15 protein-coding genes are annotated in these 20,444 nt (G+C 71.0%); 8 read left to right on the top strand and 7 right to left on the bottom strand.

Going from position 1 to position 20,444, the window contains the following annotated elements; all coding sequences use genetic code 11:
• Positions 1 to 112: 112 nt before the first annotated feature.
• The 3 genes from OV207_RS12665 (at position 113) to OV207_RS12655 (ending at position 4,325) form a co-directional block, all read left to right on the top strand.
• Positions 113 to 1,648 (top strand): catalase, encoded by a 1,536-nt coding sequence (locus OV207_RS12665; protein WP_324291523.1) that lies wholly within the window; start codon positions 113 to 115, stop codon positions 1,646 to 1,648.
• 71 nt (positions 1,649 to 1,719) lie between these two features.
• Positions 1,720 to 2,355, top strand: a complete 636-nt coding sequence (locus OV207_RS12660; protein WP_267555303.1) for an ankyrin repeat domain-containing protein — start codon at positions 1,720 to 1,722, stop codon at positions 2,353 to 2,355.
• Positions 2,356 to 2,549: 194 nt separating this feature from the next.
• Entirely contained in the window at positions 2,550 to 4,325 is a 1,776-nt protein-coding gene (locus OV207_RS12655) for a glycosyl hydrolase family 18 protein (RefSeq protein WP_267555302.1), read from the top strand.
• On the opposite strand, the gene OV207_RS12650 is transcribed toward OV207_RS12655, so the two are convergent.
• Genes OV207_RS12650 through OV207_RS12640 form a run of 3 tightly spaced genes read right to left on the bottom strand, consistent with a single transcriptional unit; the run spans position 4,322 to position 7,447 of the window.
• On the bottom strand, positions 4,322 to 5,353 hold the full coding sequence (locus OV207_RS12650) for an L-erythro-3,5-diaminohexanoate dehydrogenase (RefSeq protein ID WP_267555300.1): 1,032 nt from the start codon (positions 5,351 to 5,353) through the stop codon (positions 4,322 to 4,324). The genes OV207_RS12655 and OV207_RS12650 overlap by 4 nt on opposite strands.
• A gap of 11 nt (positions 5,354 to 5,364) precedes the next feature.
• A complete protein-coding gene (locus tag OV207_RS12645) occupies positions 5,365 to 6,372 on the bottom strand; it encodes an alpha/beta hydrolase (protein WP_193348425.1) in 1,008 nt (335 codons plus the stop codon).
• Positions 6,373 to 6,406: 34 nt separating this feature from the next.
• Positions 6,407 to 7,447 carry a uracil-DNA glycosylase gene (locus OV207_RS12640; RefSeq protein WP_267555297.1) on the bottom strand — a complete coding sequence of 347 codons (1,041 nt, stop codon included), beginning with the start codon at positions 7,445 to 7,447 and terminating at the stop codon, positions 6,407 to 6,409.
• A gap of 226 nt (positions 7,448 to 7,673) precedes the next feature.
• Between OV207_RS12640 and OV207_RS12635 the strand changes: the two genes are divergently transcribed.
• On the top strand, positions 7,674 to 8,237 hold the full coding sequence (locus OV207_RS12635; protein ID WP_267555295.1) for an NADPH-dependent FMN reductase: 564 nt from the start codon (positions 7,674 to 7,676) through the stop codon (positions 8,235 to 8,237).
• Between the two features lie 11 nt (positions 8,238 to 8,248).
• On the opposite strand, the gene OV207_RS12630 is transcribed toward OV207_RS12635, so the two are convergent.
• Positions 8,249 to 9,094 (bottom strand): helix-turn-helix domain-containing protein, encoded by an 846-nt coding sequence (locus OV207_RS12630; RefSeq protein ID WP_267555293.1) that lies wholly within the window; start codon positions 9,092 to 9,094, stop codon positions 8,249 to 8,251.
• A gap of 95 nt (positions 9,095 to 9,189) precedes the next feature.
• On the opposite strand from OV207_RS12630, the gene OV207_RS12625 reads away from it, so the two are divergent.
• Positions 9,190 to 9,594, top strand: a complete 405-nt coding sequence (locus tag OV207_RS12625) for a hypothetical protein (RefSeq protein ID WP_267555291.1) — start codon at positions 9,190 to 9,192, stop codon at positions 9,592 to 9,594.
• Between the two features lie 75 nt (positions 9,595 to 9,669).
• On the top strand, positions 9,670 to 10,599 hold the full coding sequence (locus OV207_RS12620) for a hypothetical protein (protein ID WP_267555289.1): 930 nt from the start codon (positions 9,670 to 9,672) through the stop codon (positions 10,597 to 10,599).
• Between the two features lie 193 nt (positions 10,600 to 10,792).
• Here the strand turns inward: OV207_RS12620 and OV207_RS12615 are convergent, their stop codons facing one another.
• Positions 10,793 to 12,847: a fused MFS/spermidine synthase gene (locus tag OV207_RS12615; protein WP_267555286.1), complete on the bottom strand. Its 2,055-nt coding sequence runs from the start codon at positions 12,845 to 12,847 to the stop codon at positions 10,793 to 10,795.
• Positions 12,848 to 13,042: 195 nt separating this feature from the next.
• On the opposite strand from OV207_RS12615, the gene OV207_RS12610 reads away from it, so the two are divergent.
• Entirely contained in the window at positions 13,043 to 14,377 is a 1,335-nt protein-coding gene (locus OV207_RS12610) for an MFS transporter (protein ID WP_267555284.1), read from the top strand.
• A 120-nt stretch (positions 14,378 to 14,497) separates the two neighbouring features.
• Positions 14,498 to 15,385: an arginase family protein gene (locus OV207_RS12605; RefSeq protein WP_267555282.1), complete on the top strand. Its 888-nt coding sequence runs from the start codon at positions 14,498 to 14,500 to the stop codon at positions 15,383 to 15,385.
• A gap of 11 nt (positions 15,386 to 15,396) precedes the next feature.
• On the opposite strand, the gene OV207_RS12600 is transcribed toward OV207_RS12605, so the two are convergent.
• Positions 15,397 to 17,829, bottom strand: coding sequence for a M28 family peptidase (locus OV207_RS12600; protein ID WP_267555281.1), 2,433 nt, complete (start codon positions 17,827 to 17,829; stop codon positions 15,397 to 15,399).
• A gap of 29 nt (positions 17,830 to 17,858) precedes the next feature.
• Positions 17,859 to 20,411, bottom strand: a complete 2,553-nt coding sequence (locus tag OV207_RS12595; protein WP_267555279.1) for a DUF5916 domain-containing protein — start codon at positions 20,409 to 20,411, stop codon at positions 17,859 to 17,861.
• Between the last annotated feature and the right edge of the window lie 33 nt (positions 20,412 to 20,444).

Here is a 20,444-nt window from a genome sequence, read left to right as displayed (position 1 = left end):
CGGTGAGTGCAAACCTCCCAGATATCCAAGCCGCTGGAATCACTCGACTCTTCGGGCCGGCACAGGACGTGCTCTGTCCGGGCCCGTGTTTCCCGCAAACCCAGGAGTTCACTTGAACCGTCGCTCCCTGCTGCTCGCGGTCCTGCTGTCTGGCACCCCCGCCCTGGCGGCCGGCAATCCGCCCCCCATCACCACGGACTCCGGCGCGCCGCTGGGGACGAACCAGAGCTCCAAGACGGCCGGCCCCCGGGGCGGCGTGCTCCTGGAGGACTTCGCCCTCATCGAGAAGCTGGCCCGCTTCGACCGGGAGCGCATCCCGGAGCGCGTGGTGCACGCGCGCGGCGTGGGCGCCTACGGCGCCTTCGAGAGCTATGGGGACTTCTCCCAGCTGACGCGCGCGTCGGTGTTCTCGAAGAAGGGCAAGACGACGCCGATGTTCGTGCGCTTCTCCACGGTCATCCACCCGGGCGGCTCGCCGGAGACGCTGCGCGATCCGCGCGGCTTCGCGCTGAAGTTCTACACGGACGAGGGCAACTGGGACCTGGTCGGCAACAACCTGCCCATCTTCTTCATCCGTGACGCCATCAAGTTCCCGGACATGGTGCACTCGCTGAAGCCGTCGCCCGTCACCAACCGGCAGGACCCGAACCGCTTCTTCGACTTCTTCAGCCACCAGCCCGAGTCCACGCACATGCTCACCCAGGTCTATTCGGATCTGGGCATCCCGGCGAGCTACCGGCAGATGGACGGCAACGGCGTGCACGCCTTCAAGTTCGTCAACGCCAAGGGCGAGGTGAAGTACGTCAAGTTCAACTGGAAGTCGCAGCAGGGCGTGAAGAGCCTCACGGCGGAGGAGGCCACGAAGCTGGGCGGCATGGACTTCCAGCACGCGACGCAGGACCTCTATACGAACATCCAGCAGGGCAAGTTCCCCTCGTGGGAGCTGAGCGTGCAGGTGTTGGATCCGAAGGACCTGGACGGCTTCGCGTTTGATCCGCTGGACGCGACGAAGGAGTGGCCCAAGGACAAGCTGCCCCCGGTGAAGCTGGGCAAGTTCACGCTCAACAAGATGCCGGACAACTTCTTCGAGGAGACGGAGCAGGCCGCCTTCTCCCCGGGCGTGACGCCGCCGGGCATCGAGCCGTCCGAGGACCGGCTGCTGCAGGGTCGCCTCTTCTCCTACGCGGACACGCAGCGCTACCGCATTGGCGCCAACTACCTGCAGCTGGCCGTGAACCGCGCGAAGGCGCCGGTGAACAACAACAGCCAGGGTGGCGCGCTGAACGCGTCCAACACGAAGTCGGACGTGAACTACGAGCCCAGCGTCACCCGGGAGACGCAGGACACGCCCGCGGCGCTCCTGTCCAACGCGCCCCTCGCTGGCACCACGCAGCAGAAGGCCATCGACAAGACGGACAACTTCTCGCAGGCGGGCGCCTTCTACGCGTCGCTGGACGCGGGCGGCAAGGAGCGGCTGGTGAAGAACCTGGCCAGCGACCTGGGCCTCGTGCGTGACGCGAAGGTCAAGGCGCGCATGGTCGGCTTCTTCTATTCGGCCAACGCGGACTACGGCACGCGGCTGGCCAAGGCCGTCAACGTGAAGCTGGACGACGCGAAGGCCGCCATCGCCCCGCTCGCCGCGCGCTAGGTCAGTCGCGGTCCACCCCATCCCCTGCCCCGATCCACCCGGGGCGGGGGCCCCTTCCTGGAGACGCCCTCATGGTTCGCAAGCTGCTGCTCGGTTCGTTCGGATTGCTGGTGCTGGTGGGTGCGCTGCTGACCGCCGCCTGGCTGTCACTGCGTGCGCCCGCGCCCGCCGGGCGGCTGCTCGCCACCAGCGAGGCGGAGCGCTACCTGCTCGCCGCCGCGCGCGAGGGTGAAACCGACATCGTCGCCGGGCTCGTGAAGGCCGGCACGCCGGTGGAGGCCCGGGACGCGCGGGGCTTCTCCCCCCTCATCCTCGCCGCCTACCATGGACATACAGGGACGGTGACGGCGCTGCTCGCCGCCGGGGCCGACGCCTGCGCGGGCGACAACCGGGGCAACACCGCGCTCATGGGCGCCGCCTTCAAGGGCCACGCGGACGTGGTGAAGCTGCTGGCCTCCCAGCCCTGCACGGTGGACCAGGCTAACGGCCTGGGACAGACGGCGCTGATGTTCGCCGTCCTCTTCGGCCGGGACGAGGTCGCCGACCAGCTCCGCCACCAGGGCGCCTCCCCTGCCCTGCGCGATGCCAGCGGTCGCTCCGCCGAGGATTGGGCGCGCACCCAGGCGCCTGTCGCCCCCGTGGCCCCCGCCGTCCCCGAGGCATCCCAGACCTCCCCAGGGGTCTCGCCGACCGCGCGAATCCGCTGAGTTCCCCTGCCGGCACACTCACCTGCCGGCCTCCCAACGCACCTCATTCGCGACTGCCCGGGAATGCATGATTAGGCAGCTTAATATGAACATCCGATGACATCTAAAACAGCCATTGTTTTCTATTGAGCATTGACTCACACACGGGGTCTGACCCCATATCGCCCCCGGGCCATCACAAGGGGGGCCCTGGGATGAACAAGCCTCGAGCGGTGCCAGCGCGGTTGTGGGTGGGATTGACCGTGGCTGTGATGCTGGGTGGGTGTGACTTTGGACTCGGAGGGGGCCCGGCTAAACCGGAGGATGGCCCGCCCGAGGCTCCGAAGCAGGTCGTCGCGCAGCCTGCGGATGGCTCCGCGCTGGTGACGTGGACGGTGCCTCCCAAGGATGGCGGCAGCCCACTGCTGTACTACGTGGTCCGCTGCGTGCCCGAGTGCGGTGGTGCCCTGGTGACGGCGCCTGACACGCAGGCGATGATCCGGGGGCTCAACAACGGCCTCACCTACGTGTTCAAGGTCGCGGCGGTGAACGCGTTCGGAGAGGGCAAGTCCTCCTCGGAGACGGAACTCGTGACGCCGCAGGCGGGCATGAGCATCCCGAACCCCACCGTCCCGGGGCAGCCGCGCTCCGTGGTTCCCACGGCTGGCAATGCCCAGGCGTACGTGAGCTGGCTGGCGCCCGCGAGCTACGGCGGCCAGCCGCTGACGTACTTCAAGGTGACGGCGGAGCCGGGAGGCGCGACGGTGACGGTGAACGCGCCGGTGTCGGGCGCTCTCATCCCAGGGCTCCTCAACGGCATCCCGTACCACTTCACGGTCTGCGCGGCCAACGAGTTGGGCGAGGGCCCCTGCGTGCGCACCTCTCAGCCGGTGAGGCCGCGTGCCGGCGGGGCTCCGACCAGCTGGGTGATGGGCTATTGGACGGGCTACCAGAAAGACCTGTATCCGGTGGACACGGTGGACATGTCGCTCCTTACGCACGTGGTGATGGGGCGCATCGTTCCGGGCATTGACGGCACGCTCACGACGAACTTCGACGTCTCCGACCACGAAGGCCCCCTGATTGCAAAGGCTCTGGCGCAGCGGGCACACAATGCGGGCAAGAAGGCCCTGCTGATGCTGGGCGGTGAGGGCGCGCACAACGGTTTCAGGAGTGCGACGGAGACGGTGGAGAAGCGCCGCAACCTGGCGCTGAACATCATCCGGGTCATGCGCGAGCTGGGCTACGACGGCGTGGACGTGGACTGGGAGCCCATCGAGCTGCCGGAGGACGGCCCCCCTCTGCTCGCGCTGCTGGACGACCTGCGCGCCGCGGACGAGAAGATCTTCCTCACGGTGCCCGTGGGCTGGGTGAACACCAACTTCCCGCTCAACAAGGAGGCCGTGGACTTCCACAAAGAACTCCTGGCCCGCGTCGACCAGATGAACATCATGTCCTACAACATGAACGGCCACCATGGACAATGGGACAGCTGGCACTCCAGCGCGCTGTTCGGCGAGGGCGGCCACCACCCCACCTCCGTCTCCAGTTCCGTGAAGGCCTTCCTGGACGCGGGCGTGCCGGCGCAGCGCATCGGCGTGGGCATCGGCTTCTTCGGCACCTGCTGGAAGGGCGTCACGGAGCCGCGCACGCCGCTGGACGGCCGGCCAGGCGTGGTGGAGGAGAAGAGCGACAACGCGATGAGCTACTTCAACATCCAAACATACTACCACCTGCCGGAGGCCTACCGCTGGGACAAGGAGGCGCGGGTGCCCTACCTCAGCCACCCCACGGCGTTCGGCCCGCAGGCGTGCAACTACATCTCCTATGAGGACATCCCGTCCGTCACGGAGAAGGGGCGCTGGGCGCGCGAGCTGGGCCTGGGCGGCGGCATCATCTGGACCATCAACCAGGGCCACTTCCCGAAGGCCCCGGAGGGCCAGAAGGACCCGCTGCTGAAGGCCGTGCACACGGCCTTCCTCAAGCCCTAGACGTAGCGCGCTTCGAACAGCTGGCGCAGCGACGGTTCGGTGCGCAAGAGGTCCAGCGTGAGGGCCGCGTGGCCAGGGACGTACCCATTGCCCACCAGCATGGTGACGTCCTTGCCCACGCCCTCCGCGCCCAGGGCCGCCGTGGTGAAGCTGGTGGCCATGGAGAAGAAGATGACCGTGCCGCCGTCCTTCACGGACAGCAGGGACGCCATCTCCGTGTTGCCCACGCTGGCGCAGTTCACCACCAGGTCGCAGAGCGGGCCGCCCGTCGCCTTCTGCACCGCCTCCATCACGTCCACGCCCTGGGTGGCGTCCACCTTCAGCGCCTCGTCGCACAGGCCGATGGCGGACAGCGCGTCCAGCGCCTTCTGGGAGATGTCCAGCGCCAGCAGCTTGCCCCGGCTCTCCAGGCTGCGGCGGGCCTGCGCCAGGCACAGCGCGCCGCTCTTGCCCGCGCCCAGCACCGCCACCGTCATGCCCGGGCGCACGTAGCGCGCCACCAGCGCGGGCGCGCCGCACACGTCCAGCGCCGCGAGCGCCAGCGTGTCCGGCATGTCCTCCGGCAGCTTCGCGTAGATGCCGCTCGCGAAGATGAGCGCGTGGCCCCGGATGTCCACCCGGTCGATGTCCGCGTGCACCGCCTTCACCTCTTCGATGACGAGCGGCGTGAGCGTCAGGCTCACCAGCGTGGCGATGCGGTCCCCCTGCTTGAGCACGCCGTTGGCGGGGTGCTTCGCGCCCAGCTCCTTCACCCGGCCAATGAGCATGCCGCCGGAGCCGGTGACGGGGTTCTGCATCTTGCCGCGCTCCAGCACGATGTCCTGGATGCGCTGGGCGATGCGGCCCGGGTCGCCGCCCACGTCGTCCTTGATCTGCTTGAAGGACGCGGCGTCGATGTTGAGGCTCTCCACGTCGATGAGCATCTCCGCCTCGCGACACGGCAGCGAGGGGTCCAGCTTGCGGGCGCGCTGCGGCAGCACGCCCTTCTCACCCACGACGCGCGACAACCCGTACGAATCAGTGCCCATGGTGTTCCTCGTCAGTCCTGCGTCAGGCGCGGCACCAGCACCGCCAGCGAGCGCTCGAAGCGGTACGACACGCCCGAGTGCCCGTCCTCGAACTCCTCGTGCACCACGTCCACGCCCGCGGCCTTCAGGTCGTCGGCCACCATGCGCGTGCCCCAGCGCAGGTTGAACTCGTCGCGCGTGCCGCAGTCCAGGAACACCGCCTTCAGCTTGCGGAAGGAGTCCAGGAACTTGGGCACGAAGCGCACCGGGTCATGCACCAGCCAGCGGTTCCACACGTCCAGCCGCATCTTCGCGTTCTGCTGATCGAAGGGCAGCTCCAGGTTGAGCGGCTCGCCCTTCTTCGGCGAGTACGCCGCCGCCATGGCCAGGATGTTGATGACGGGGAAGTCGTCCCCGCGCATCTTCGTCTCCCGGGCGCGCAGCCGCATCTCCGTCGCCCACGCCTCGACGCCGCCCGACTTGAGCAGCGCGGTGGCCGCCTTGGGCAGGTCCGGCAGGTAGCAATATTCGAAGTACGAATCCGGCGCGTGCGCGCCCACCAGGGAGAACAGCTCCGGGTGGTAGCGGCCCATCACCAGCGCCCCGTAGCCGCCGGAGCTGTGGCCCACCACCGCGCGCGACGCGGCCTTGGGCAGCGTGCGCCAGGTCTTGTCCACGAACCCGACGATGTCCTTGGCCAGGTAGTCGCGGTAGCGGCCAATGGCGTCGCTGTTCACCCACTGGCTGCCGCCCAGCTTCGTCCACGCGTCCGGGAAGACGCCGATGACGGGCGGGATGACGCCCTGCTCGATGAGGGCGTCCAGGCGCTCCGGCACGGAGGGGGCGAAGCCGGACGCGTTCGTCCAGGAGGCCCCCGTCGAGCTGAAGGCGTGCAGGAAGTAGACGACCGGGTAGCGCTGCGTGCCCGCCGCGTAGCCCGGCGGCAGGTACACGGTGAGCCGGCGGCGGGCCGGGTCCCCCAGCGGATTGTTCTCCAGCGCGGGCGACTGCACTTCGCGCGACTCGAGCACTCCCTTCATCCCTGCACCCCTTTTTCGCGGCGCCCCGCGCGCATCACGCGCTGGAGCCCGGTTGCTTGCCGAACAGCTTCATCACCTGTTGCAGGTCCGCCCACGCGTTGCGCTTCTCCGCGCTGTTGCGCAGCAGGTAGGCGGGGTGGAAGGTGGGCATGAGCGGAATGCCCTCGTATTCGCGCCAGGAGCCGCGCATGCGGGTGATGGCGGTGGTGTCACGCAGCAGCGTCTGCGCCGCGAACTTGCCCAGCGCGACGATGGCCTTGGGCTGGATCGCCAGCAGCTGCGAGCGCAGGAACGGTTCGCACGCGGCGATCTCGTCCGGCTCCGGGTTGCGGTTGCCCGGCGGGCGGCACTTCACGACGTTGCAGATGTAGACGTCGTTCCGGGTGAAGCCCATCGCGGCGATCATCTTCGTGAGCAGGTCCCCCGCCGCGCCCACGAAGGGCACGCCCTGGAGGTCCTCGCTCTCACCGGGACCTTCACCCACGAACACCAGGCCCGCGCGCGGGTTGCCGGAGCCGAACACGATGTTCTTGCGGCCCGTGCACAGCTTGCAGCGCCGGCAGTCGCCCAGCTCGCGGCGGATCTGATCCAGCGTGGGGCGCTCCCCCTCCACCACGCCCGGCAGCGCGCCGTCGTAGCGAGGCGCTGACCGTGGCACGTCCACGAGCTGCCCCGTGGACGGCGCAGCCGCGGCGCGAGGGGCCGGCGCGTCGGAGGCCAGGGGACGCGCTGCCATGGCGGGCGCATGGGGTGACGTGGCGGGCGGGGGCGCGGCGACGGGCGCACGGGGTGGCCCCAGGGGCTGCTTCATCGCGGCGTGCAGCACATCCCGTGAAGGGGACTCCACCGGGGGCCTGGGGGCCGAGGGAGCGGCGGCCGGCTCGGGGGCCTTGTTGCGGGCGATCATCGAGCGCACCGACCCGGAGGCGGCGCGCTGCTGCTGGAGTTCGGCGGCGAGCTTCGCGTCGACGAGGAGCGCGCGAGCACCGTTCTCCTCCTGCCAGAGCAGGTGGCGGCGCACGTCCTGGAGCACGTCGGCCAGCTCCTGCGAGGGTTCGGGCGTGTCGTCGTTCACGATTTCGGATCGGTAGCGGAGGGCCCGCTCCCGCGCAAGGAAGCAGCCGGAGAAGTTACCCGTACGCTTAGCCCAGGGTCGGCCCCTCCGCCACCTTCCGGGCAGAAGGCCGGGCACGGGTCGGGTGCCAGACACACCTTGGGAGATCCGGCTTTCCCTCGGGGTGACACCGGGGAAAGGTCGGGCGCGGCGGCAGTCCCCGCCCCTTTCCAGGAGCAGCGCGCACATGATCAAGGTGGCCATCGTCGTCGGGAGCACGCGGCCGGGTCGCAAGGCGGACGCCGTCGCCAACTGGGTCCACGGCATCGCGAAGAAGCGCGGCGACGCCGAGTACGAAGTCGTCGACATCCAGGACTTCAACCTGCCCCTGCTGGACGAGCCGACCCCGCCGTCGATGGGCAAGTACACGAAGCCGCACACCCTGGCCTGGGCCGCGAAGGTGGCCTCGTACGACGCGTACGTCTTCGTCACGCCCGAGTACAACCACAGCACGTCCGGCGCGCTGAAGAACGCGCTCGATTTCATCTACGGCGAGTGGAACAACAAGGCCGCCGGCTTCGTGGGCTACGGCAGCGCGGGCGGCGTGCGCGCGGTGGAGCAGCTGCGCCTCATCGCGGCGGAGCTCCAGATGGCCACCGTGCGCGCCCAGGTGCAGTTGTCCCTGTCCACCGACTTCGAGAACTACACCGTGTTCAAGCCCGACCCCAGCAAGGAGAAGGGCGTGAACGCGATGTTGGATCAGCTCGTCTCCTGGGGCACGGCGCTCCAGCCCGTGCGCGCGAAGAAGTAGCCCGCCCTGCCCTACGCATCCTGGCGGGACCGCTCCGTGGCGGCCCGCCGCAGCACCTCCGCCGTCTCCGGGTCGGCCGGGAAGAACGACTCGATGGCCAGCTCCGCGAGCGTGATGTCCACGGGCGTGCCGAACACCGTGGTGGTGCCGAAGAGGGACAGCAGGCCCAGGGACGTGCGCACGCGCAGCGGCATCACGACGCCCGCGAAGTCGCGCTCGTTCGGGGCTTCCCGCGCCTCCGGCACCGGGTAGCCACGCAGCTCCTCCAGGAGCGCAGCGAGCGTGGCATCCGCGGAGACCTCCACCTGCCGGTGCAGTCGCGTGAGGACATGGTCGCGCCACTGGCGCAGGTTCTCGATGCGCGGCGCGAGCCCGGACGGGTGCAGGCTCAGGCGCAGGACGTTCAGGGGCGGTTCGAGCAGCTCCGGGGCCAGGTCCACGAGGAGCACGCCCACCGCGCGGTTCGCCGTGACGAGCGTCCAGTGCCGGTCCACCGCGAGCGCCGGGTACGGATCATGGCCCGCGAGCACCAGCTCCACGGCCTCGCGCGTGGCGCGCAGCGCGGGGTCGTCCAGGGGACGCTCGGCGTAGACGGGCGCGAAGCCCGCAGCCACCAGGAGGCCGTTGCGCTCTCGCAGGGGCACGTCCAGTTCCTCCGCCAGGTGCAACAGCATGTCGCGGCTGGGCTGGGAGCGGCCGGTCTCCAGGAAGCTGACGTGACGCGTGGAGACCTCCGCGCGCAACGCGAGATCCATCTGGCTCAAGCCGCGCCGCTGCCGCCAGCCGCGCAGCAGCTCTCCGACGGGGCGACCCTGCTGAAGGCTCGTCATGGCGCGAAGATAGGGGGCGCACGTCATCGCTTCCATTCCCTCGGAGGTAATCGACAGCGCGCGGGCCGGCTCGCATCTTGAGCCCCGTCGTCTCCAACCTCCTTCAAGGGAACGGGTGTGCCATGAGCCTCAAGAACGTGTCGGGAAGCCTGTTGCGTCGCGCGCTGCTGCTGGACGGCGTCGCCAGTGGGGCCATGGGCCTGTTGATGGCCGCCGCCGCGGGCCCCCTGGGTCCCCTGCTCGGCCTGGACCCGGGGCTGCTGCGCACGGCGGGCCTGGGCTTGATTCCGTTCGCCCTGCTGCTCGGATACCTGGCGTCGCGGGAAACCCTGCCCTCATGGCCGGTGTGGTTCGTGGTCGCCGTGAACGCGCTCTGGGTGGTGGACAGCGTGCTGCTGCTGACGCACGGCCCGACGACGCCCACGGGGCTGGGCGTGCTGTTCGTCGCGGCGCAGGCGGCGGCGGTCGCGCTCTTCGCGGTGCTGGAGTACGCGGGCCTGCGCCGTGGCACCCCGGCCCTGGCCTGAGCCGGTGTCGGGTCCGCGCGGTGGCGCTTCACGTCGCGCCGCGCGGACACCGGGGCGTTGCTATCGTGCCGGGACATGGCCCCCTTCCTCCGTCCTTGGCTCGTCGTCGCCGTCCTGTCCGCCGGAGCCTCCGGGTGCGCTGCCCTGGGGGGGGCCCGGGGCGGGGGGCTCGTGACGCTCACCTATGCCTGGCCGGAGCCGGCCACGATGCAGGTCGAGCACACGGTGGACGTGCGGACGGACTGGAGCGACCGGACGACCGCGGAGCGCCGGTTCACGATGACCCTGGGCCCCGTGGATGAAGCGGGCCAGCGGCGGTTGTCGTTCCATGACGTGGAGATCCTCGAGGCCAGGGTCCCCATCTTCGTCGAGCCCCTGGCCACCGGAATCATTGATGCGCAGGGCGACTTCCAGGGCATTGATCCGCTGGAGGACAACCCCGCGCTGGCCTTCCTGGACGCGATGCCGCTCAGCCCCCGGAAGCGGGCCCAGATGGCCAAGGGTCTGGCCGTCGGATTGGAGAGGGCCATCCGGGACACGTGGAACCAGTGGGTGGGGAGCTGGCACGGGTCGCGCTACAAGCCCGGGAAGCAGGAGGTCCTTCCCGCGACGATGCAGGTGGGCACCGGCCGCAAGGAGCGCAAGGAAGTCCCTTCGGAGGAGCGGCAGCGGCTGGACGTCGGCGTGCCCTGCTCCGCTGCCGAACCGGAGCCGAGATGCGCGCGCCTGCGGGCCGTGCGGGAACCTGTAGGACAGTCGGACAAGACGCCCGGGACCTACGCGCGGGTGGAGCTGGAACTGGTCATGGACCCCACGACGCTGCTCCCGTACTCGTCGCGCGTCATCCGCATGGACCGCGTGGACTGGAATGGCCAGGGCGGCGAACCCGACTTCCACGAGTCCGTGCACGTGGAGCAATACACGTTCGTCCACGGTCCCGCTCCAACGGCAGGCCCCATGGCGCGGGCGCTCCCGCGTCAGCCCATGCCCACTTCGCTGAAGTAGTCCCGGAACGTCCAAGGCGCGTCGGTTCGGGTTCCAGGAGCACCTTGAGTCGGAGGTGATGTACCGCGAGCTCTTCACCGACCTGCGCCGCCGCAACGTCATTCCCTGAGCGGCCCCCAAGCCCCGGCCCTCCGCGGCACGCTCGCGCCGCGGAAGGAGGGCCTGCGAGGCCCGCGCGGGGAGGCGCCGGCGCTCAGAGCACGGCCCGGGCCTTGAGGATCTCCTCCAGCAGCGGCACCGCCTTCGCGCCCTTGTTGTCGTCCACCAGCAGCGCGGCGCTGACGTAGCGGCGGAACGCACCCTCGGAGGTCCCCGCCCCGGGCAGCTCCGTCCCCTGCGATTCGAGCGAGCGCTCACAGGCGTGGATGACCCGCGTGTGCAGGTAGCGCGACAGGTCCAGGAACAGCGTGCTCGACGGCGCCTGCCGGGCCCAGGCCAGGACCTCCCGGCAGTAGGCCGTGCCGCCATCGCCCTTCATGTACGCGCGGTAGCCGTCATAGGACGGCGCACCGGACGCGCCCACGTCCGCGTAGTGGCGCGCGCTGATGAACCGCAGCTGCCCGTCCCCCGCCGCCTCCACCTGGGACTTCCACTCCGGCAGCTGGCGCGCCCGGGCCAGCGCCCGGAGGTATTGATCGAAGTTGTCCTTGAGGTGGAGCAGGTGCTCCGGCAGCCAGTTGTCCGTGAAGGGCCGCAGCTCCCGCTCCGCGTCCGGGATGGGCACCAGCGCCAGCGCCGTCATCCCGTACGAGGCCCGCAGGTTCGGCTCCACCGCGGGATCCAACGCGCCCTGGACCAGCGCCCGACGCACCTCCGCCTCCGGGGTCGCCTTTCGGAACGCGTACAGGTGGCCGTGCTCGAAGAAGTCACTCTGGAAGAGCGACGCGAAGCCCGCGCGCAGCAACGCCGAGTGGATGTGCCGCACCGGCACGAAGGGCGCCGGCTCTTCCAACCCCGTGGTGATGTGGAAGTCCCACAGGTTGGTGTTCATCTGGAGCACCCCGTCCGGCGCCAGCCGCGCCAGCGCCAGGGAGAAGAACTCCTGGCTGACACAGTGGGCGGGGATCTGCTCCCCGGAGAAGATGTCCACGACGATGTAGTCGTATTCCTGGGTGTCCTCCCGCAGGAACAGCCGCGCGTCCTCCACCACCCGGCGCACGTTGGGGCTTCGCATCGCCGGCAGGTAGCGCTGCGCCAGGTCCATCACCAACGGGTCGATCTCCACCGCGGTAATCCGCGCCTGGGGGTTTGCCTCCAGGATGGCGGACACCACCCCGCCCAGCGCGGTCCCCAGGATGAGGTAGCGCCCGGCGCCCCGGGACAGGCCCACGTTCGCGTACGCCGTGGTGAACTGATCCTTCAGCGGCCGGCCCGGGTAGACGGTGGAGTGCACGTAGTCCCGCGACGGCATGAACTCCAGCTTCTCGTCCCCATCGTCATCCTGGGAGCGGAAGATCTTCACGTTCCCGTAGAGCGACTCCGATTCGAAGATGGGCCGCTCCGCCGTGGCGGAGGCCCGCGCGGCCCAGGCATCATGCGCCACGGGCGTGGCCACCGCCGCCGCCAGCACCACCACCCCCGCGATCACGGCCACGGGCGCGCGCTTGCGCACCAGCACCAGGCCCGTCACCACCACCAGCCCCAGCGACCCGATGAAGATGCCCAGCGTCGTGGGCACGCCCAGCAGCGGGATGAGCACGAAGGAAGGCAGGGTCGTGCCCACGATGCTCCCCACGTTGGAGACCGCCATCAGGTTGCCCGCCGTGGCCCCCACCCCGCGCGGGTGCGTGGCCAGGAGCCGGATGAGGAACGGCGAGACGTGGCTCAGCGCCAGCATGGGCCCCATGTAGAAGATCAGCGTGGCCACCGCCGGGGGCACCAGGTGCCCCGCGAGCCCGCTGGAGAAGACCTTGCGCAGGCCGAAGCTGAAATCCAGCAGCGGTTCGGACAGCAGCCCGCCCGTCACCCAGACATACACCACGGCCAGGGAGATGACCCCGAGCAGGAACTCCAGCGAGGCATTGCGCTGGGAGAACCGTCCCCCCAGGTAATAGCCCCCCGACAGGGCAATCATGACCAGCGCGAGCAGGACGCCCGTCACATAGATGGATGAGCCGAACGTGGTCTGGAGCACCCGGAAGGCACACATCTCCAGCAACATGACGTTGAAGCCCCCCAGGAAAGCGAGCCCATGCAGATAGAGCGAGAACGAACGTGAGACCGGCGGTGATTCAGCGGAAGTAGACATGTCCAACATCCAGGGCAGAGGGGAAAAACAGCCACGAACCAATGCATTCGCTGTCCGCGACCACGGACTCGCGGCGACTCAAACAAACGTGTCAGACATTCAGTCCATCATGCGGCGCACCCACAAAAGGCAGAACATCCATGGCAGACTCCCAGCCCCATTGAAGTCGCGGAACAACGTGAGCAATCCATCTCCATGACAAGTACGCAGACATCGCGCCCTGGCCTGATGACGTTCGGGGTGCTGTGGTTGGGCCAGCTCGTGTCCATCCTGGGCTCGGGTCTGACATCCTTCGCGCTGGGCATCTGGGTGTATGAGCAGACCGGCTCCGTCACGCAGTTCGCGACGATGACCCTGTGCGCGGTGGCGCCCATCGTGCTGCTGGCGCCGGTGGCGGGCGTGGTGGTGGACCGGTGGGATCGCAAGTGGGTGATGCTGGCGAGCGACACGCTGGCGGCGCTGAGCACGCTGAGCCTGCTGGTGCTGTACACGGGCGGGAACCTGCGGCTGTGGCAGGTGTACCTGGGCGTGTGCCTGACGGCCGTGGCGGAGTCCTTCCAGGAGCCGGCGTTCATGGCGGCCTCCACGGTGCTCGTCCCCGAGCGCCACCTGGGACGGGCCAGCGGCATGGTGCAGCTGGCGCAGGCGGCGGGCCGCACGCTCGCCCCGCCCCTGGCGGGACTGCTGCTGATGAACCACGGCCTGGCCACGGTGATGACCCTGGACCTGATGGCGTTCGCGATCGCGGTGGTGACGACCCTGCTCGTGCGCGTGCCCCGGCCGACGCGCAGCGCCCAGGGCGAGCAGCAGGCGCGGGAGAGCCTGGGCTCCAACCTCACGTTCGGGATGCGCTACATCTTCCAGCAGCCTGGACTGCTGGGCCTGCTGGCCTTCTTCTCCATCGTCAACCTCACGCTGGGACTGGCGGAGATCCTGGTGACGCCGCTGGTGCTCAAGGCGTTCACCCCGACGCTGCTGGGTCAGGTGCTCGCCTGCAGCGGCGTGGGCATGCTGGTGGGCAGCGCGCTGATGACCGTCTGGGGAGGCCCGAAGCGGCGGCTGACGGGCATCGTGGGCGCCGGGCTGCTCTACGGCGTGAGCCTGGCGCTGTCGGGGCTCCAGCCATCGCTTCCGCTCATCGCGGCGGCGGCCTTCCTGCTCATGTTCTTCAACGCCCCCATCGCGAGCTGCAGCCAGGCGCTGTGGCAGTCGCTGGTGCCCGCCGACCTCCAGGGCCGCGTGTTCTCCGCGCGGATGGCGCTGGCGTGGTTCTCCACCCCGGTGGCGTACCTCGTGGGAGGGCCGCTGGCGGACCACGTCTTCGAGCCCGCCATGCTGGCGGGCGGCGCGCTGGAGCCCGTGTTCGGCGGGCTGCTGGGTTCGGGCCCGGGCCGTGGCATCGCGCTGATGCTGGTGATGATGGGCCTGCTGGCCGTGCTCGCCGCCATCGCGCTGTCCCTGTTCCGGCCCGCGCGAGCGCTGGAGTCCAGCATCCCCGAAGCTTCCCCCCGCGCGGTCAGCCCCGTCTGAGCCGTCCGCGCCCACCGGGCCCTCCACGGGCCCATTGCCCTGCCCCACCCCAGGTGGGCCTGTCCGCACTGGAGCCGCCATGAACCCCTTCTCCCCCTTCGCCGTGTCCGAGGTGCGCCCGTGAGCCCGCGCCTTCGCCATGCCCTGTGTCCCGACGAGCACCGGGCGCGCGCCGTGCTGTTCGGCGCCAACACGCAGGGGGCCGGCTTCTCCGAGAGCGCACGGGGACGCTCCGACGCGCCCCGGACGCTTTTCACCGCAGACTTCATGCGCGACGCGGACAACGAGTCCCCGTCCCTCACGGAGTCGCTGGAGGACGGGACTGGCCTGTTCGACGCGGGGAACCTCCCCGTGGAGGGGCTCGCGGTGCCCGCGCAGCTGTCCGTCGTGCGCGACCGCTTCGCGTCGTTGTTCCTCCGGGGACAGCGCGCCATTGGCGTGGGCGGGGACCACCACATCAAGTACGCCGCCCTGGCCGCGGTGAGCGACGTGTTCGAGGACTGCGGCGTCGTCTACGTGGACGCCCACCCGGACTGCGTCCAGAGCGACGCGCTGGCCTTCGACTCCATCCTCCACCACGCCTGGAAGCTGCCCCACGTCCGGCCGGAGCGGACCAGCCTGTTCGGCATCCGGCAGGTGAACGCGCGCGAGCGCGAGGGGCTGCGCGAGTGGAAGCCGGGCGTCATCCACGCCGTGGAGGTGGTGGAGCGGGGCCTGCCGGCGGTGCTCGAATCCATGGTCGCGCAGCTCGGCGGCGTGCGGCGCGTGTTCGTGTCCGTGGACCTGGACGGGCTCGCGCCCCATGAGGTCCCCGCCGTGGAGGCGCCCTACCCTGGCGGCCCCACGTTCCGCGAGCTGCTGGTGCTCCTGCGCGGGCTGGCCCGACGCTACGAGCTTGTGGGACTGGACGTCAGCGAGTTCATCCCGGAGCTGGATCCGGCGCGGCTCACCGCGCTCGTCACCGCGCGGTTGGTGAAGGAGTTCGCGGCCCTTCCGTCGCCAGGCTGAGCGCGGGGGCGTCATGGCCGCGCCTCCACGGTGTGGGACGCGGCGAAGGAGCCCGTGCGGTGGGGCCCGAGCGAGCGGCGCAGGGCGTCCAGCGTCGGCGTCACCGCGCCCTCGCGAGACGCGCGAAGCCGCACGGGCACGTCCGGGGTGGCGCGCAGGCGCAGCTCCACGCGCCATTCGCCTCGCGGGGGATTCACTGCCAGGGCCGTGAAGGCGACGGCGTCCGCCGGGAGGGCGGGCAACTCCGGGCCCAGGGACCAGGAGACCAGCGCTTCACGCGGGACCTCCAGGCGCAGGGATGCGCCCTCCTGGGCGGACAGGAGCAGGGACACCTGTCGCTCCGCCCCGTGGTGCTCCACGCGCTCCACGGTGAAGCGTGGCGCCGTGAGCTCCGTCAGCGCGGGCTGTCCGGTGGGGACAGGGTGCGCCGACGCGGTGGTCGCGGTGGCTCCCGGCTCCTGTCCGGACACCGGGGGCATGGCGCCGCTCCATGGCAGGGCGCGCTCCGTCTGGGCCTGCTCGGACTGGGCATCCGTGAGCCCCGGGACGAGCGTGCCGAGCGCCAGCCCATCCATGCTCTGGAGGACGAGGACGCTTCCGGACGCGTCAATCCGCTCCACCGCGTGCAGCCTTCGCGGATGCTCCGCGTCGTGAGGCGTCACGAGCGCCAGCGCCACCCACCCGCCCAGCGCGAGCGCCCCCACCCACAGCCCGGCGAGGCGACCTCCCTCCGCCCACGGCAGCGCCGCGGGCACCAGCCACGCTCCCGCCAGCAGGGGCAACGCCACCAGGAGCGCGATGGCCCCATCCAGCGGGAACGGCACCAGCAGGTGGCCCGTCAGCGGGAGGGCCAGGAAGAGCAGCCGCGATGCCGCCTGCGCCATCAGGCACAGCCCCGGCAGGAAGCCCAACGCGAGCGCGACCCCGCTCCACCGGGGCCACCGGGCCACCACCAGGAGCGCACCCGCTCCGCCCAGCAGCCAGACCAGCAGCGGGTACGTCACGCCTACGCCGGCCACCGTTCCCAGCACCGTGAAGCAGACGCCCCAGGCGAGCGCTCCCCCCCAACGCTCGAAGTGCCGCGAGTCCGCTCCCGCCCCGCGCCGGGCCGTGAACGCCGCCCACGCCGCCTCGCCCACGAGCACCCCCGCGAGCGCGAGCGCCCCGTACGTGACGAGCCCCAGGGCGGGCGTGCCGTACCAGCCCTGCGGGCGCCCCAGCACGACCCCCACCAGCACCGCGCCCAGCAGCGGCAGCAGCGCCCCCAGCGCCCCGCCCACCCCCATCCAGACGAAGCCCCGCCCCAACCCCCTCATGGACAGCAGGCCGCGACGCCGGGAGGCCTCGCACGCCCCCGCGAACAGGAGCACCGCGCCCACCGCCAGCCCCACCGCCACCCGGGGCGGATACACGACCGTCCCCACGCCGAGCACATCGAAGAAGGTCACGGTGCCCGCTTCGGACGCGTGGGGCGGCAGGGGGCCCGCGGAGAGCCGGCGCACCAACGCCAGCACCGTGTCGCCGACATGCTGGAGCGTCCCTGGAGGCACGGCCTCCGGCCGATCCAACGCCGTGTGGTACGCGTAGCCGCCCTCCACCAGCGCCAGGTCGAGCCCCGGGATGCCGCTCCCCACGTACTGCTCGAAGTCCGTGTAGAAGGGCGCCGCGCCGCTGGCCATCACGTCCTGGCCCAGCACGGACGCGCTCGGGGAGGACACCGCGTCCGCGTACGCCTCCAGCAACCCCTGGGCGCCGGGGCTCGCGCGGAAGAGGACCAGCCGGCCGCCGACGCCCACGCCCTCCAGGTTGATGAAGGCCTTCACGTCCCGCGCCCACGGATGGCGCAGGAAGCCCGCCGCGCCCAGGCGGCCGTCCTCCTCGCCGCCGTTGAGGTTGAGCAACACCGTGTGGCGCGGACGCGGCCCCGCGCTCAGCGCCCGCAGCACCTCCACCGCCGCGGCCACCGCGAGGGCGTTGTCGCCCGCGCCCGGACTCTCCTCCGGACTGTCGTAGTGCGCGGACACCAGCACCGCGTCCGCGCTCTCGCCCGGCAGCCGCGCCAGGACGTTCACCGCGCGGAAGAGGATGAGGCTCCCCTCGTCCACCATGCTGGCCTCCGCGTCCTGCACCACCACCTCCACGCCCGGCAGCGCCCGCAGCCGCTCCACCAGCAGCGCCACCGCCCGCTGCGCCGCGGGGGAGCCCAACGGACGCGGCTCCTCCGCCAGCGCCCGCACCAGCGGCAGCGCTCGCGCCTCCGAGAACACTTCGGGCGCGGCCCCCTCCGGGCGCGGCTCCACCGGGCAGCGCGCCACCCACGCCGCCCCCAGCACCGTCACCAGCACCGCGAGGACGCAGGCCCCACGGCCCGCACGCGCCGCGAGGACACGGGTCCCCTGGCCCGCGCGCACGGACGGCTCCTGGGGCCCGCGGCCTGCGCGCACGGACGGCTCCTGGGGCCCGCGGCCTGCGCTCACCACGCGTAGCTCGCCTTCAGCAACACCGTGTCCGAGCGCGGCCCCAGCCCCAGCCCCTGCGGCCCGAGCGACCTCCGGCCCGCGTCCGTCCCCTCCAGGAGCGGCTCCTCCTGGGCCCGCGAGTAGATGAAATAGAGCGTGGAGCCCACGTGGTACTCCCACCGCGCCACCACGTTCACGTTGAGCGCCGCCGTGTGGAAGCTGGGGTCCTCCACGTCCGTCACCGGCTGGAGGTCGCGCAGCCGCACCGTCCCGTCCTCGGGGATTCGCGCCGCGTAGAAGGGGCCGTACGGGCCCAGGCCCGTGAGCAGTTGCACCCGCGCCTGCAGGGTGAGCCGGGGCGTGACGACCACGAGCTGCTTGAACGTCAGCGTGAGGAAGCGCGGCACCAGCTCCGCGAAGAGCAGCCGTCCATCCTCCGTCTCCCCCGTCCACCGGGGGCCGTCCTGCGTGGCCTCGTACGACACGTCCACGTCCGTCTGGAGCCGAGGCATGGGACGCCACGACACGCCCGCGCTCAGGGCCTTGCCTACCCGGCCCGGCGAGGCGCCGTTCCGGGTCGTGCGGTCCACGTAGCCCTCCAGCTTCAGGGCCAGGGGCCGCAGCGGATCCGTCTCCAGCCCGCAGGTGAGGTAGCCGAAGTCCGGCAGCTCGTACGCCAGCCCCCGCTCCGGAATCTCCCGCAGGTCGCGGCGGTCCACCTCCACGCCCGCGTCACAGAACAGCGTGCTGAAGTCCGGCAGCACGCCCTCCAGCGTCAGGTCCAGCCCGCGCGACAGGGGCAGCCCCCGCGCATCCGTGGACCAGCCCCCCTGCGCCCGCACGCCCAGCCACAGCTCCGGGAAGATGCCCCACCGCGAACCGCGCCCGTACTGCACGTGGGCCGACACCTTCTGTTGGTTCTGGAGCGGCTGGAAGCCGGACGCGTTCAGGTCCAGCGTGGGCGACTCGTACTCGTACGTCAGCGTCGTGCGCCACGGCTCACCGCCCAGCTTCCCGCCGCGCAGGTAGGCCCCGAAGCCCATGTCCCCCGGGCGCAGCAGCGTCCCGTCGCGCAAGAGCAGCCCCTCGGGTCCACCGCCCGTCACCCGCGACGCGTCCACCTGCCCGGACACGGCGAAGACGCCGTCCGCCGTGCGCAGCCGGAAGTCCGCCGCCGCCGCCTGTCCGCCTCGCGCGACACACGGAGGGTCGTCCGGCAGCGGCGTCCCCTGGCACTTCGAGGACAGCGGGCTCGCCGCCGTCACCATCAGGCCCAGTTGCTGGCCCTCCGCCACCTCCGCGCGCAACACGCCCGCCAATGAGTTCATGGGCGGCGGCACCACGCGCGGCAGCGTGGCCTGCGAGGCGAAGTGCAGCGGACGCGCCCACTGGAAGCGGTAGCCGCGCGCCGGGGCGGTCCCCAGCGCCGGGGCGCCCAGGGAGACGGCGTTCAAGAGCCCCACCTGCACGCCGTCGCTCACGGTGCCCACCAGCTTCACCGCGCCCAACAGCGGCTGATCCAGGCCCACGCGCCGCGAATAGAAGAGCGTCTGCGCGGAGCGCCCCGCCTGCGCGCCCACCGGCTGGAACAGCTCCAGCCCCTCCAGGAAGAAGGGGCGCTTCTCCGGGAAGAACACCTCCGACGTGCTCAGGTTCACCAGCAGCTCGTCCGCCTCCACCTGGCCGAAGTCCGGGTTGAACGTGCCCGTGAGCGACAGGTCGCTGGCGAGCGCGGCCTGGAAGTCCAGCCCCACGTCCGCGGACGGCTCCACCGACGACGCCCCGCCCAGCGGTACGGCGGCGCGGCTCGCGGTGAGCCGGCTGGCCACGTAGGGCGTCAACATCAGCCTCCGCTGGTGGCGCACGCCCTCCAGCCCCTGGAAGTCCGCGAAGCGCGACACGAGCGCGTTGGCCTCGCGCGGGATGACGGTGGAGTCCACCTGCTCGTGCGTCCGGGACATCAGCCGGCGGACGTGGAAGCCCCACGTCTGCACCGGCGCCTCCGGGAAGCGCAGGACGGACAGGGGCACGCGCAGCTCCGCGGTCCATCCCTCCTGCGTGACGGTGGCCTCTCCCTCCCAGACGGCGTCCCAGTCCTTCGCCTCGGTGGTGTCCTCGGTGAGCCGCGCGTCCTCCAGCGTGCCGCCAGCGTTGATGGAGAAGAGGTAGGCGGTGGCCCTGTCCTTCAGGCTGTCCACCATCACCGTCACCATGTCCGAGGGCGGGATGGCGTCGCGCCGGCCCAGGCTCCGGCGGATGAGTGCGGGCTGGCGATCCAACGCGGTGATGCCCACGTAGAGGTTGCGCTCGTCGTGGAGGATGCGCACCTCGGTGCGCTCGCCGGGCTCGGCTCCCGGCGTGGGGAAGCTCTGCACGAAGTCCGAGTACACCGGCGCCGTGGCCCACGCGGGCTCGTCCAGCACCCCGTCCACCGCCACGGCCACCTCCGTGCGCGCCGCCCGGAAGACGGCGGGCGCACGCGGGCCCTCCGCCGCCTGGGCCGGCCACGCCAGCGCGAGCCAGAGCCCCGCCAGCCACCCCCTTCCGAACCTCACCACCCGCGTCACGTTGCTTCCTTCCAGCGTGCGCGCGGTCTTCCG

This window comes from Corallococcus sp. BB11-1, from assembly GCF_026626625.1.
In the GTDB taxonomy this organism is placed as follows: Bacteria; Myxococcota; Myxococcia; order Myxococcales; family Myxococcaceae; genus Corallococcus; species Corallococcus soli.
This window is presented reverse-complemented; position numbering and strand designations above follow the sequence as displayed.

What these genes read in the sequence shown, in the direction of transcription:
- OV207_RS12645 (WP_193348425.1), bottom strand. Translation starts at nt 6,372, where the DNA reads ATGAAGGGAGTGCTCGAGTCGCGCGAAGTGCAGTCGCCCGCGCTGGAG.
- OV207_RS12655 (WP_267555302.1), top strand. Translation starts at nt 2,550, where the DNA reads ATGAACAAGCCTCGAGCGGTGCCAGCGCGGTTGTGGGTGGGATTGACC.
- OV207_RS12610 (WP_267555284.1), top strand. Translation starts at nt 13,043, where the DNA reads ATGACAAGTACGCAGACATCGCGCCCTGGCCTGATGACGTTCGGGGTG.
- OV207_RS12620 (WP_267555289.1), top strand. Translation starts at nt 9,670, where the DNA reads ATGGCCCCCTTCCTCCGTCCTTGGCTCGTCGTCGCCGTCCTGTCCGCC.
- OV207_RS12625 (WP_267555291.1), top strand. Translation starts at nt 9,190, where the DNA reads ATGAGCCTCAAGAACGTGTCGGGAAGCCTGTTGCGTCGCGCGCTGCTG.
- OV207_RS12660 (WP_267555303.1), top strand. Translation starts at nt 1,720, where the DNA reads ATGGTTCGCAAGCTGCTGCTCGGTTCGTTCGGATTGCTGGTGCTGGTG.
- OV207_RS12615 (WP_267555286.1), bottom strand. Translation starts at nt 12,847, where the DNA reads ATGTCTACTTCCGCTGAATCACCGCCGGTCTCACGTTCGTTCTCGCTC.
- OV207_RS12635 (WP_267555295.1), top strand. Translation starts at nt 7,674, where the DNA reads ATGATCAAGGTGGCCATCGTCGTCGGGAGCACGCGGCCGGGTCGCAAG.
- OV207_RS12650 (WP_267555300.1), bottom strand. Translation starts at nt 5,353, where the DNA reads ATGGGCACTGATTCGTACGGGTTGTCGCGCGTCGTGGGTGAGAAGGGC.
- OV207_RS12630 (WP_267555293.1), bottom strand. Translation starts at nt 9,094, where the DNA reads ATGACGTGCGCCCCCTATCTTCGCGCCATGACGAGCCTTCAGCAGGGT.